Here is a 13043-nt window from a genome sequence, read left to right on the forward strand (position 1 = left end):
GACCTTGGTCCAATTTAGCGGGGCGGTTTCGCCGAATACCTTCCTCAGCTGGATACCTTCGCTGCGGCGCGGCTGCAGAGCCGTTCTGGAGCGGGGGCGAAGATCAGAACCCCACTCTCAGCCCCATCAATTCACGTTCCGCGCGACCAAACGCTTCATCCTGCGAGCCTGCGATAGCAATGCGCCAAGTGTGTTATCTCAAGTCGTTTTTGTCCGGCCGGCAGAGCGACAGCCGCTTCGGTCAGTGCGTCGGCGAGTTCGTCGCACTCGTCCGCTGTCATGTTGATCGGCTGCTCTGGCTCGGTGCCCATCGATCATCCTCGAACCTTCGGACCTTAAGCGACAGGGGCTGGCAAATCTATTCGTCGCCCCCGGCCGGATTCACTTAATTCGGAGCCCGCCGCCGAGCCCCAACCGCCAACCGTCCGATGGAAACACACAACACGTGTGCCGAAAACTGCGGAGGAGAAGATGGATCGGAGTGCGACGCTCAGCTTTGAAGACCCACTTTGCTACCAGGCGGCGATCACCACTGCGGATCTTGAGGTGCTACCGACGTCAGGCTGTTCGTTCAAGGCGGAATTGACCAAGGTCCGCTTGGGTGAGCTATTGCTGCAACGCTTCTTCCATAATCTACCCACGCTCAACACCGGCGTTATCAAGCCCGGACGCAGCGTATTTACGTTCCTGACGTCATCGTCGCCAGCTAGTATGCGGCACTGCGGAATGGACGTTTTGTCTGGAGACATCATCGCCAATGACGGCGACGAGATACACCAGCAGACCGAGGCCGAGTTTCGTCTGGGATCGATATCTCTCGCGATCGCCCAACTCGATGCCGCTTGCCAAGCCATAGCCGGTTGCGAGTTTTTTTCGAACTCAGCGCAGAAGCAGCTTATTCGGCCGGATGCTGCTATGATGTCGCGGCTGTTGAACCTGCATGAGGTAGTGGGCCAAATCGCAGCAAACGCGCCTGAGATTCTTGTCGTGAACGAGGCAGCGCGCTCCTTGGAGAACCAGTTCATCCATCTACTGGTCAGGTGTCTGACGGAGCGCGCATCTAGTCGATCCATTAACTGCGGCCTGCGGCAGGCTCGGATAATCGCAAAATTCCATGAATATCTTGAAGCTAACCCGAACGTGCCGCTTTATTTGGAAGACATATGCGGAGCGATCGGAGCGGCGGAACGCAGCCTTCGCGCCGCCTGCGAAACACATCTCGGCATGGGTCCTATCCGCTATCTTGCGCTGAGGAGAATGCACCTTGTTCGCCGGGCGCTCTCGCAAGCCGATTCTTCCACCACAACCGTGACGAGAATTGCCATGGAGCACGGGTTCTGGGAGCTGGGGCGCTTCTCAGGGAGTTACCGCGCGATGTTTGGGGAAACGCCTTCGGCTACATTGTTCCGACCGCCGCACGACCGACCTGCGGATGGCCTGATGTAGCGCGAGCGCCGAGTTGAAGCCGGCCAAATCCACCAGACTTAGCGCTCTAGCTACGCCGTCGGTCCACTTCCGGTCTGGCCCTGAACGGACCCTTCAGCCGCTTCCACCCCAACCAGCGCCCGCCTATCCCTCGTATTGGTCCGGCCCCATCGCCCAGAGCGATTGATCGTGACCGGATGCGTAATTGCGATTGTTCAGCGCCGGATTGCGATTGACCATCGGCCGCATGAACATCGGGTGAGTGGCGCTGCGCACCTCGTGCTCGACCGTGAACAGGGGCTTGCCGCCGTCGAGATCGACGATGTCGCAGAACCGGTACTGATATTGATTGTCCTCGCGCGAGATCAAATTGCGCGCCAACAGCCTGCGGTAAGGGCCGGAGAAGTCGGTGATGTACATCTGCACATGGTGGCCGTCGTAGTCGCCTTGCGGCCGATCGGTCTCGCGGAACAACAGATGCTGGTCGCGGCCCGTCTTCACGGCGGCGACCGTGCCGTCGCCGTTCCACAAGGCGGAAGGCATGCCCATGATTTCAGGGTAGAAGGCGCAGATACGCGCTGCCGAACCCACCGGCACGTCGAACTCGACATAGGGAATGCCGAGCGCGATGCGGCCGAAGCGCGCGGCGTCGGGCTCGTAACAGCGCAGGCGGTTGCCCCACGGACAAATCGCTTCGACATGGTCGTTGCGCTCGGCGAAGGCGAACGCCGTGCCCTCGAGCTTTTTGGCGACCGACGCCAATCGCGCCAGCAGCGCCTCGCGGCCCGCGATCACCAGTCCGACATGACCGCGCAGCACCTGCGGCCTCCCGCTCGGCAAGTGGAATTGGCTCCGCCCGGCGTTGATCCACATGTTGGTGTCGGACACCATCAGGTAGGGATCGCGGGTGAGCCCGAGGCCCGTGACGTAGAACAGGTTGGCGAGCCCTTGATCCGGGACCTGGATGTTGACGTGCTCGAGATGGATCGCGTTGCCGAGATCTTCTGCGGATCGATCGAATTGTTGCGGCATGGATGGGGCTCTCGCTGGGGGACGGACGGGTCATACTAAAGCGTTTTCAAGCGAAGTGGACACCGGTTCGCGCAAAGAAAACGCGTCAAAATGAGAATCTAGAGCGCACAATTTCCGCCAGCCGAAACGGCGAACCGATGACATCTTGAGGGCTGGGCATGACGTCCGTTGCGACCTTGCCGTGGCGGCCAGTCCCTGTAATCTGACCAAAACCTGAGGCAAGAACACCGGGAAGGAACGAATGCGGGGAGTTTTGGCGGGCGTACGCGTTCTCGATTTCGGACGCTATATCGCAGGGCCTTATTGCGCGACCTTGCTGGCCGAATTCGGCGCCGAGGTCATTCGCGTGGAGAAGCGCGACGGCAGCGAGGATCGCTTCGTGGCGCCGGTGGGAGAGGGTGGCGAAGGCGCGCTGTTTCTTCAGGTCAATCGCAACAAGAAGTGCCTCACGCTCGATCCGATGAAGCCGGAAGGGCAGGAGGTGATGCGCCGCCTGGTGGCGACCGCGGACGTGGTCGTCGCCAATCTGCCGCCGCAGACCCTGCGCGCGATGAAGCTCGACTACGGCTCGCTCAAGGCGATCAAGCCGGACATCATCCTGACGACGGCAACCGCGTTCGGCGGGCCGGGGCCCTGGTCCGACCGCGTCGGCTTCGACGGTGTCGGGCAAGTCATGTCGGGTTCGGTGTACATGACGGGCGCCGGTGATCCGCCTTACCGGGCCGCGGTCAACTGGGTCGATTTCGGAACGGCGCTGCATTGCGCGTTCGGGACGCTCGCTGCGCTGATCGAGCGTGGCAAATCCGGGCGCGGGCAGATCGTCGAGGGCGCGCTGCTTGCAACCGCTTTGTCCTTCACCAATGCCACGCTGATCGAGCAGGCCGTTATCAACGTCAATCGCGTGCCGACAGGCAATCTCGGCCAGACCGCAGCGCCAGCCGACATCTATCGCACCAGCGACGGCTGGGTGTTGTGCCAGGTCACGGGGCATCCGCTGTTCAAACGCTGGGCCAGGCTGATGGGCGAGGAGGAGTTGTGGCTGAACGATCCGCGCTTTGCCGACGACATCAGCCGCGGCAACAACGGCCCCGTCATCAGCGAGCGGATGGCGCGCTGGTGCGCCGAGCGCACCACGCGGGAGGCCGTCGACACCCTGGGCAAGGCGATGATTCCGACCGGCCCAGTGCTGAGCCCGCAACAGGCGCTGGATCATCCGCACATCCGCGCCGCCGGCTTTATGCAGGACGTCGATTATCCCGGTCTGCCGAAGCCCGCACCGGTGACACGCGCCGCCGTCCGCCTGTCGGAAACGCCCGGTGAAATCGCAACGCGCGCGCCGACGCTCGGCGAGCATACCGATCTTATCCTGACCGAGCTCGGCTACGACAAGGCCGCGATCGCGGCACTCCGGCAAGGCGGCATCGTCTAGCGAGGGAGGCTGGCCGAGCACATCCGGCAATCGCTCATCGGCCCTGTGCGATTGCCGGGAGCTTGGCTGCGGTGTGGTCAACGGGTTGTTTGGAGGAAACGTCGGCGGACGCCGGAGGCGCTACGCGCAGAGATCGATGGCAGCGCGACCATCAGGTGGTCGGCCGTCACCGTCGGCTTCCGCATCAGATGCGGGACGCCGCAGCCGCATCGAGGCGCCGCCGGGGGGCGGCGGGTCGTCGTCGTCATCCAGCCTGCGCAGCGCGGCGAGGATGTCCGCGAGCCGGATGGTCTGGTCCAGGCCGGGAATCTCGCGCAACGCGGGATGGGATTCGACCGCGTACATGTCGGACGCCCACGACGACAGGATGATCCGCTTCTCCGGGGTCGAGAGGCCGCGGTCGTCGAGGACGGCGCTCGGAGATGCATAATGTGCGGCGGGGTGAAACAGCGGGTTGAGACCGTCGGTGGTCGCATTGGCATTGGTCATGGTTGTCTCCCTCTACACTCCTTCCGAAGGGATGGTTCTCGATCGGCGGACGGCGACCCGGTCGCCATCCGCCATGCTGGTCGCGGCAGTGCCGAACGAGCGGGACGAGGCTAAGCCGCCTTCCTCTGCTCGATCTGCGGTGACGAAGCGCCCGCGATCTGGATCCGGCGTGGCTTCATCGCGTCCGGAATCTCGCGCACCAGGTCGATGATCAACAGGCCGTCCTCAAAGGCAGCCTGCTTGACCTGGACGTAGTCGGCGAGATTGAACACGCGGCGGAACGGGCGTGCCGCGATACCCTGGTAGAGGTATTCGCGTGCAGCGCTGTCGGGCTTCCTGCCCTCGATGGTAAGGGCGTTCTGTTCGGCGGTCACCGTGATGTCGTTGACGCTGAAGCCCGCCACCGCCAGCGTGATGCGGTAGTGGTCTTCGCCGGACCGCTCAATATTGTAGGGGGGATAGTTGTCCTCGCTCGCCTGGCGCAGCGTGCTGTCGACGAGGTCGGCCAAGTGGTCGAAGCCAATGGTGGAGCGCCACAGGGGCGCGAAGTCAAAGGTGGTCCTCATACCAAGTCCTCCAAAGAGCAAGATGGATACGAAGGAGCGCAAGACAGGGAATCGGACCAGGTCCGAACACCCCGACCGGCGCCCGCGCCGGACCCGATCGGGCATCCGGCACACCGCTCTCGCGGCGAAAAACGAAATAGAGCGGCGCAAGGACGTTGCAAGAGGTGAGCAAAATTTTTTTTCGACTCACATCGCCGGCGGCCGGCCGATCCCTCCAAAAGCGCCGGCAAGCGGCGAGGAATCGCCTTGACAAGGAAAGCAGCCTGAATATTTTTTCACCAGGAAGATTGCTCTTCCGACACCGCTAAATCGATAAGGACCGTGAACGACCGTCTGGAGTGACGACGATGCTCGATCAAGATCTGGCCCGCCTCCGTGCGCACCGAAACAATCTCTCCCGCTACCGGCGCTTGCTGAAGACCAAGCTGTCGGACATCGAACGCCGGTTTGTCGAACGACGCCTCGTCGAGGAGCAGACCGCGCTCGAGGCCCTTGCCGCCGATGTATTCCCCATTGCATTGACCCTTCCGAACCAGCCGCCGGCTTCCGCCGCGCGGGGAGCGGAACGATGAGCGACGTCCGCGACCTCCTCATCCGCGGCAGCGAGAAGGTGATCCGGCACTATCGGCTGCTGCTGGCCGGCGCCAGAACCGAGAGCGAACGCGAGTTCTACCGTAGCAGAATCCAGCGCGAGCAGCGCCTGCTCGACGAGCTGCAGGGCGGGTTGCCGGATCGATCGGCGGCATGACCGCGGCTTCGCCGAGCCTTGTCCGTGGGTTACAGCAATTGCTTCAGTGCCTGTGCATCGGCCGGCGCCGCGCTCTTCTGGTCGTTGTCGAAGTAGACAAAGACGTCGCAGCCCTGCCGCTTCCAGGACTTGATGCGCCGCGCCCATTGCGCCAGCGTGGTTTTCGTATAGTGCCCGTGATAGCGCCCGCTTGGTCCGTGTCCGCGCACATAGACGAAATCCGCCGTGCGCTTCCATGGTGCCGGCGCGTCGTGATGGTCGGACAAACATAGCGAGATGTTCTCGTCGGCCAGCATCCTGAGAATGCGCGGCTGATACCAGCTCGGATGACGGAATTCGAAGCTGTACCGCCGCTTTCTCGACAACAGCTTGAAGAAGGCGGCGAGGCGGTCCGCGTCGACCTCGAATTGCGGCGGGAGCTGGAACAGGATCGGGCCGGCCTTGCCGCCGAGCCGCGAGATACGATCCTCCAGCAGCTCGAGGCTGTTGACGGAGCGGCCCGACAGGCGCTTCCAGTGGGTGATGAATTTCGACGCCTTCCAGGCGAACACGAAATCGCGCCCGGTCTGCGCCCGCCAAGCCTCGACGGCTTCCGGCGTCGGGGTGCGGTAGAACACCCCGTTCAGCTCGGTGGTGTCGAACTGTCCGGCGTAATAGCGTAGCTGCTCCTTCAACGTCACGCCCTCCGGAAAGAACGGCCCACGCCAGGAGGCGTAATGCCAGCCGGAAGTTCCGATCAGAACGCGCGCCATTTCCCTGCCATCCGTTTGCCAACCTCGGACGCGGCACGCTCGATTGGCCGGAGCCGCGCCGGCCGAAAGGGAACGCCCGTGCGGCCGATACGTTGCTCGTGAGCTTGACCAACGCAGGACCGGAACCGATGTACGCACTGTTCGAAGGTAGCAAGCAGATCGGCGACCCATTCCCCTCCGAGAAGGAGGTGTGGGAAGCCGCATTGATCGAAGGGCTGGTGACCGACGTTCCCGTCGCGGACGAGGAGGGCGGCAGGCTTCTGCCTGCCGGTTATCACGTCGCGCGCATCGAGGAGACGTTCGAGCCGAAGCCGGGCTGGAAGCTGCCGCGCGATATCTCTTGAGCGGGCCTAGTTTGACGCCAGCGCCGACTTGTCCGAGGCCAGCGCCGACTTGGCGACTTCCGCCATCCAGCTCGATGCCACCGGCAGGATCGCGTCGTTGAAATCATAGCGCGGGCCGTGCAGCTCGGCGCCGTCGCGTAAAGCCCCGTTGCCGATCCAGACGAAGGCGCCGGGCCGATGCCGGAGGTAGAAGGCGAAATCCTCGCCGGCCATGCTGGGTGCGAGATCGCGCCGCAGCTCGGCCTGCACCTTCTCCGCGGCGAGGCGCGCGAGGCCCGCCTCCGTCGGCGTGTTGATCACGACGCCGACACCCATGACGATCTCGGGCGTCACCTTGACGCCAAAACTCGTCGCGATGCCGGCGCAGATCGCTTCGATCCGCGCCACGATGGTGTCTTTCACCGCGTCGCGATGATAGCGCAGCGTTCCGCCGATCATGACGCGCCCCGCGATCTGATTGCGCGCGGTGCCGCCTTCGATCGTGCACAGCGAGAGCACGGCGGTGTCGAGCGGATCGACGCTGCGCGATACGATCGATTGCAGCGCCACGATCAAATGGCCCGCCGCCATCACCGGGTCCCGTGTCAGATGCGGCATGCCGGCATGTCCGGCATGGCCGTCGATCGTGATGCTGACGCGGCCGCCGGAGGCCATGACGACGCCGTCATGGACCGCGATGGTGCCGGCGGCAAGGCCCGGCCAGTTGTGAAAGCCGAACACCCGTTCCATCGGAAAGCGGTCGAACAGCCCGGCCGCGACCATCGCGCGCGAGCCGCCAAAACCTTCTTCCGCCGGCTGGAAGATGAAGTCGACCGTGCCGCTCCAGCTGGTGTCGGCGGCGAGCAGCGCGGCGGCGCCGAGCAGCGAAGCGGTATGCCCGTCATGGCCGCAGGCATGCATCACGCCGGGATTTTTCGAGCCGTAGGGCAGGCCCGTGTCTTCGGTGATCGGCAGCGCATCCATGTCGGCGCGCAGGCCGACGCGGCTCTGCGTGTGGCCACGCGTCAAGGTCGCGACGATGCCGTGGCCGCCGATGCCTGACACGAAGGGAATGCCGAGCTCGGTGAGCTTGTCCTGCACAAAGGCGGCGGTGGCCTTCTCCTGGAGGGACAGTTCGGGATGCGCATGCAAATGCTGGCGCCACGCGGTCAGTTTCTGGTGCAGTTCGGGTGTCAAGACAGGCATCTCTCGCAAGGTGGCGGCTTGCCACCATAGCGGATTATCCGCGCCCTGCATCCAGCACCTTGGAATGCCTCGCGTGCAGCAACACGTTGGTGATTGCTGGGGCAGACCGACCGCGCTGCGCGCTCCACTTCACCTCTTCCGCTTGCGGGAGAGGCCGGGAGGGGGCTCGATCGTCATTGGGGATCTCTCTGCGGAGACACACCCTCTCCCCAACCCTCTCCCGCAAGCGGGAGAGGGGGCGCACCGGCGGCCGCGGATCCGCGCTACGCCAACAGCTTCGCCAGCCCGCTCCAGTCGAAGCTGATGCCGTGGCCCATACGGTCCGGCGCGAGCGCAAGCCCATCCTGAAGCACCAGCGGATGCTCGATATATTTGTCGAGCCCAAAGCCGTGCGCCTCTAGATACGATCGGTTCGGGCAGGCCGCGAGCAGGTGCACGGTGATGTCGTGCGCGCCGTGGCTGGTGACGGGCAGGTTGAACGCTTCCGCCAGCCGCGCGATCTTCATAAACGCACTCACGCCGCCGCAATTGGTGACGTCAGGCTCGGGATAGGACACCGCGCCTGCGACGATGTAGTTCTTGAACTCCCACAGCGAGCGCAAATTCTCGCCGGCCGCGATCGGCACGCCGCCGGCCTGCATGATCCGCGCATGTCCCGCGACATCGTCGGGGATGATCGGCTCCTCGAGCCAGGTGAGGTCATGGGGAACAAACGCACGGGCGGCGCGGATCGCTTCCTCGACCGTCCATTTCATGTTGGCGTCCGCCATCAGCGGAAAGCCGTCGCCGAGATGCTGTCGCATCGCGGAGACCTTCGCGACGTCGGTTTTGAGATCAGGCCGGCCGACCTTCATCTTGATGGCGCGAAAGCCCTTGGCGAGATTGCCGTCGGTCTGCTTCAGCAGCGCCTCGACGGAGAGATCGAGGTCGATGCCCCCTGCGTAACACGGCACACGCGCATCAAAACCGCCAAGCAGGCGGAACAGCGGCAATTTCGCGCGCCGCGCCTTCAAGTCCCACAGCGCGATGTCGAGCGCGGAGAGTGCCAGCACCGCCGGCCCGCCGCGCCCGCCATAATGCAGGCCCCACCAGACCTGATGCCAGATCGCTTCGGTATCATCGGCCTCGCGCCCCTCGACGAGTGGCGGGATCTCGCGCTTGAGAATGTCGGCGACCGCGCCGCCATTGCGCCCGACTGTGTAGGTGTAGCCGACGCCCTCGGCGCCATCGGCATCGCGGATGCGGCAGGTGATCAGCTCGAACGCCGCGATCTCGCCATGGGTCGAGTCGGAGAGCGTGACGGGAAGGGGGATCCGGTAGAACCCGGTCTCGATGGTCGAAATGCGCGGCATGATTTGTCCCTGCGTTTTCTTTGCAGGCTAGGCTGGCATGCACGGCCCGGCAAGCGCGCGCCGTGCAAGGCAGCTCACCGCATCGTTGCGAGCTGCAACGCCAGCGCGCAGGCGCGGTCGTATTCGTCGAGATTGATCCATTCGTCGATCGTGTGCGCCTCGTTCTGCCCGGCGCCAAAGGTCACCGTCGGAACGCCGTGGCGGACCATCCAGTTGGCGTCCAGGCCGCCATTGGCGGCGCGCACGTTCGGAGTTCCGCCCACCGCAGACACCGCCTCGATCGCGCGTTCCACCACCGGCAGGTTCTCCTTCATGCGGAACGGATAATAGTCGGTTTCGGCCTTGAACTTGACCTTGCCGGCTTTTCCTTGCGCGTTGGTGACGCGCTTGGCCGCCTTCTCGAACGCGGCCTTGTAGGCCTTGGTGATCTCCTTGAAGAACTTTCCGTCATGGCTGCGGCTTTCGCCGCGCACGTGCACGTAGTCGGTGACGACGTTGGTGGCATCGCCCGCAGGCCGCCCCTCGCCGCCGGTGACGGGGCCGACATTGCTGGTGCCTTGCTGCTTGCGCTTGACCACCTTGCCGAACCAGCCGCCGGCCTTCACATCAGCCAGCGCCAGCGCGAGGATCATGGTCGAGGAGATGCCGCGCTCCGGCGCGACGCCGGCGTGCGAGGCGCGGCCGAAGATCTCCACGGTCCAGCGATCGGCACCCACGGCGCCGATGACGACGTTGGAGGCCGAGCCGCCGTCATAGTTGAACGCCATCACCGGCGAGCCGAGCTCGTCGAGCTTGACGTGGCGCGCGCCATAGAGCCCGCTCTCCTCGCGCACGCAGAACAGAAGCGTGATCGGCGGATGATCGAGCTGCTGCTTTTCGAGCTCGGCAGCCAGCGTCACCAGCACGCCGCAGCCGCAGCGGTTGTCGCCGCCGAGCGCGGTCTTGGCCTCATTGACGATCTTGCGCTTCGCGAGCTTCGGCTTAGCGCCGGCGCACAGCGGCACGGTGTCCATGTGGGTCATGAACATGATGCGCGGCTGGTTGTGCAGCGCGCCGCGGCCGGGCAGGTCGACGATGAGGTTGCCGGTCTCGGTCGGCACGGGAATGCGCGTATTGGCGTCGTCGAGCCGGATCGCCTTCGCCGGCACGCCGCTCTCCTTCAGCGCGGCCGTGAGCTCCCGCCCGATCGCCGCCTCCTGCCCGGTGACGCCTTCGACGGCGAGGAAGCGCATGAGGCGGTCGGTGGCGGCTTTGGCGTCGACAGACATGGACCATTCCTTACGTCATCGCCAGCGATGCTGGGGGCTAGTTCTTCGCTGGCGGATCAAGCTTGGCGACCGCCGCTTCGATTGTCTTCGTACACCGAACCAGGTCGGCGAGAAGCTTTTCGTCGATCTCCATCCGGCCCTGATATTCGGCAAGATTTCGTTCGCTGTGGGCCTTGAGGAAGACCTGTATCTCCGCCGCACTCGTTCCGATCGTATGCACCAGCGTCTGAAATACCGTGATCCGGTCTTCCGAACGATAGCCCTCACGCCGGAGTGCCGTCAGCGCAAGCCGGTGTGCTGCGCCATAGGCCAGGTCAAAACGGCTATCGGGATCCAGGTCTTCATTCTGAGCATCTTTCAACCGGCTGCCCGCGGCCGCAACCATGCCAAGATACTCGCTGCGTGTGGGCGGCTCGGTCTTGAGCCGCTTGATTCTCACGAGATTGTCGAGCTCGGTCTTGCTCATGCACGCAAATCGCGTTGAGTGCCAAGAATGAACGTCTTCGGGCCAAGAGCCAGCTTCCTGGCGAAGGAGCCGGCCCGCGAAGACCGCTGCCGCCACTCTTCCGATGTGAGAAAAGCCGGGCTGATCTTGCGCAGCAGGCGATCCTCGGCGTGTTGGAAGGCGGTGTAGAGGTCCGAGTAGTCCAAGTCGTCTCCGATCACCATGACATCGATATCGCTTTGCGCGGTGTCCGTTCCCTTGGCGACCGAGCCAAAGATGAAAGCAGTCTTTATCTTACTCGCGAAGGGTTCAAGGGCTTTCTTCAAGAACTCGCTCAGCGCCACGGTCTTGAGGACGAGGCCCTGCAGCTCTTCGAAAATCGGCGAATGCCGGTTGGCGCGATAGTGCTTTTGATTGCCGATGTGCTCGACCGAGACGAGGCCGCTACGTCGTAGGCGCGATAGCTCGCGTTCGACCGCCCCCGTGCCGGAGGCAACGGTTCGGATGATCTCCGACGTGTAGAAGCTGCGGTCGGGATGCGCGAAAATGAGACCAAGCACGCGCTGCTGCACCTTGGAGAACAGTGCATTTGACAGGTTTATAGTTTCTGCATTCGTACCCATATTGGGGATTATAGTACCCAAATTGGGAATATCAAGCGACGCTGCTGATGGTTGACCTCGTGGGGAGGGTTTCTCGACGAGGCGGTCCCTCTACGAACGCGACGATGTATAAGCCAAAAAGATCAGCGCGCCGATGCCGAGCATGGCAGCCATGAACAGCAGCACGGCCGGCAGCCCCGCGAAGGCCGCGACCGCGCCGGTGATCGACTGCATCAGCGCCGCGCCGAGGAAGAAGGCGAGGTTGATCGCCGCAAGCGCCTTGCCTGCAACTTGGGCGTCGACCAGCTGACGCGACATGCCGAACAGCAGCGGCTGCGCGGAGGTGGCGAGCCCGATGAGCACGAACAGCACGAGGTCGTATTGCGGCGGCATCACGGGCACACCACACAGCACGGAGACTGCGTAGTGCGGCGCCCCTAACGCCATCAGCGTCAGCAGCAAGGCACCGGCCAGGTGCGTTCCCGCCACCAGCTCGCGGCGGCGACTGAGCTTGCGGTCGATCATGCCGATGAGAAGCGGGCCAGCAATCATCGCCAGCGTGAACGCGCCGAGCTGGTTGCCGGCCTCGACCCGCGACAATCCCTTGACCTGCATCAGCCACGGCCCGCCCCACAGGCCGCGCAGCACCAGCGAGGTCGCAAGCGACACCAGCGCCAGCGCGATCAGGCCGCGCAAGGGCCGCGACAATCCGAGCCTGAGCACCTCGATCATCTGCGACAGCGGCGAGGATTCATCCTTGTGCTCGGCCGGCTGGCTCGGCACCAGCATGAACACGGCAAACGCGACCACGACGCCGCCGATTGCCGAGATCCAGAACCCGGCGCGCCAGCCGTAGGTGTCGACCACGAAGGCGAGCGGGCTCGACGACAACAGCATGCCGATATTGCCGATCGAGAGGATCGCGCCCGACCACAGCCCGAACCGCGCTGCCGACAAATGCTTGGCGGCCAGCGTCATCGGGCACATCAGCATGCCCGAGGTGGCGATGCCCAGCAGCACTTGTCCGACCGCGAAGCTTTCGGGTCCGGTCGCGAACCCCGACGCGATGGCGCCGACCACGGTTCCGGCGAGCAGGCTCAGCGACACCGGCCGGACGCCAAAGCGGTCCATCGCCGCGCCGACCGGGATCTGCGCCGCCGCAAACGCGAACGGGTAGACCGAGGTGAGGCTCGCCAGCGCCTGTGGTTCGATGCCGAAATCCGCTGCCATCAGGTCGAGGCTGACCGCCGGAATGGTGCGCAGCAAGGTCGAGAGCATGTGCCCGCAGGCCAGCGCGAGCAATGCAAGGATCAGCGCGCGGGTGGCTCCCGCGTCGTCGGTGGCGGCGATGGTCATGGGCATTGCGTCCCGAGAAGGTTTCGGGTGGGGGTTACATGATTGGCGGG

The 13043-nt window shown here is 64.1% G+C and carries 16 protein-coding genes; 5 read left to right on the top strand and 11 right to left on the bottom strand.

Translation table 11 applies throughout. The features are described from left to right. Positions 1–155 precede the first annotated feature (155 nt). Positions 156–311, bottom strand: a complete 156-nt coding sequence (locus tag ACVWW3_RS03835; RefSeq protein WP_456650881.1) for a hypothetical protein — start codon at positions 309–311, stop codon at positions 156–158. A gap of 160 nt (positions 312–471) precedes the next feature. Here ACVWW3_RS03835 and ACVWW3_RS03840 point away from each other — a divergent pair, with 160 nt between their 5' ends. After that, positions 472–1446: a helix-turn-helix transcriptional regulator gene (locus ACVWW3_RS03840; protein WP_456650880.1), complete on the top strand. Its 975-nt coding sequence runs from the start codon at positions 472–474 to the stop codon at positions 1444–1446. 123 nt (positions 1447–1569) lie between these two features. On the opposite strand, the gene ACVWW3_RS03845 is transcribed toward ACVWW3_RS03840, so the two are convergent. Then, entirely contained in the window at positions 1570–2457 is an 888-nt protein-coding gene (locus ACVWW3_RS03845; RefSeq protein WP_456650879.1) for a hypothetical protein, read from the bottom strand. A gap of 241 nt (positions 2458–2698) precedes the next feature. On the opposite strand from ACVWW3_RS03845, the gene ACVWW3_RS03850 reads away from it, so the two are divergent. Next, a complete protein-coding gene (locus ACVWW3_RS03850) occupies positions 2699–3886 on the top strand; it encodes a CaiB/BaiF CoA transferase family protein (RefSeq protein ID WP_456650878.1) in 1188 nt (395 codons plus the stop codon). 120 nt (positions 3887–4006) lie between these two features. On the opposite strand, the gene ACVWW3_RS03855 is transcribed toward ACVWW3_RS03850, so the two are convergent. Next, complete coding sequence (locus ACVWW3_RS03855; RefSeq protein WP_456650877.1) at positions 4007–4375, bottom strand: hypothetical protein; 369 nt, start codon at positions 4373–4375, stop codon at positions 4007–4009. 110 nt (positions 4376–4485) lie between these two features. Then, positions 4486–4941, bottom strand: coding sequence for an Hsp20 family protein (locus ACVWW3_RS03860; RefSeq protein WP_247448305.1), 456 nt, complete (start codon positions 4939–4941; stop codon positions 4486–4488). A gap of 347 nt (positions 4942–5288) precedes the next feature. Here ACVWW3_RS03860 and ACVWW3_RS03865 point away from each other — a divergent pair, with 347 nt between their 5' ends. Then, positions 5289–5513 (top strand): hypothetical protein, encoded by a 225-nt coding sequence (locus ACVWW3_RS03865; RefSeq protein WP_456652069.1) that lies wholly within the window; start codon positions 5289–5291, stop codon positions 5511–5513. Then, positions 5510–5689, top strand: a complete 180-nt coding sequence (locus ACVWW3_RS03870) for a hypothetical protein (protein ID WP_247348152.1) — start codon at positions 5510–5512, stop codon at positions 5687–5689. Before ACVWW3_RS03865 ends, ACVWW3_RS03870 begins: the two co-directional genes overlap by 4 nt. Before the next feature lie 29 nt (positions 5690–5718). On the opposite strand, the gene ACVWW3_RS03875 is transcribed toward ACVWW3_RS03870, so the two are convergent. Then, the gene (locus tag ACVWW3_RS03875) at positions 5719–6441 is read right to left on the bottom strand and encodes a DUF72 domain-containing protein (RefSeq protein WP_354046084.1); all 723 of its coding nucleotides are present in this window, start codon (positions 6439–6441) and stop codon (positions 5719–5721) included. Positions 6442–6569: 128 nt separating this feature from the next. Here ACVWW3_RS03875 and ACVWW3_RS03880 point away from each other — a divergent pair, with 128 nt between their 5' ends. Further along, entirely contained in the window at positions 6570–6785 is a 216-nt protein-coding gene (locus ACVWW3_RS03880; RefSeq protein ID WP_354046086.1) for a hypothetical protein, read from the top strand. A 6-nt stretch (positions 6786–6791) separates the two neighbouring features. On the opposite strand, the gene ACVWW3_RS03885 is transcribed toward ACVWW3_RS03880, so the two are convergent. The 6 genes from ACVWW3_RS03885 to ACVWW3_RS03910 all read right to left on the bottom strand — a co-directional run bounded on the left by ACVWW3_RS03885 (position 6792) and on the right by ACVWW3_RS03910 (position 12993). Continuing rightward, entirely contained in the window at positions 6792–7961 is a 1170-nt protein-coding gene (locus tag ACVWW3_RS03885) for an amidohydrolase (RefSeq protein ID WP_456650876.1), read from the bottom strand. Between the two features lie 272 nt (positions 7962–8233). Continuing rightward, entirely contained in the window at positions 8234–9322 is a 1089-nt protein-coding gene (locus tag ACVWW3_RS03890; protein ID WP_354105042.1) for a mandelate racemase/muconate lactonizing enzyme family protein, read from the bottom strand. Between the two features lie 74 nt (positions 9323–9396). Further along, complete coding sequence (locus ACVWW3_RS03895) at positions 9397–10590, bottom strand: M20/M25/M40 family metallo-hydrolase (protein ID WP_456650875.1); 1194 nt, start codon at positions 10588–10590, stop codon at positions 9397–9399. Positions 10591–10627: 37 nt separating this feature from the next. After that, complete coding sequence (locus ACVWW3_RS03900) at positions 10628–11056, bottom strand: hypothetical protein (protein ID WP_456650874.1); 429 nt, start codon at positions 11054–11056, stop codon at positions 10628–10630. Further along, positions 11053–11658 (bottom strand): nucleotidyltransferase domain-containing protein, encoded by a 606-nt coding sequence (locus ACVWW3_RS03905; protein WP_456650873.1) that lies wholly within the window; start codon positions 11656–11658, stop codon positions 11053–11055. Before ACVWW3_RS03905 ends, ACVWW3_RS03900 begins: the two co-directional genes overlap by 4 nt. A 90-nt stretch (positions 11659–11748) precedes the next feature. Beyond that, positions 11749–12993 (bottom strand): MFS transporter, encoded by a 1245-nt coding sequence (locus ACVWW3_RS03910; RefSeq protein WP_456650872.1) that lies wholly within the window; start codon positions 12991–12993, stop codon positions 11749–11751. Positions 12994–13043 lie beyond the last annotated feature (50 nt).

This window comes from Bradyrhizobium sp. LM2.9, from assembly GCF_054056555.1.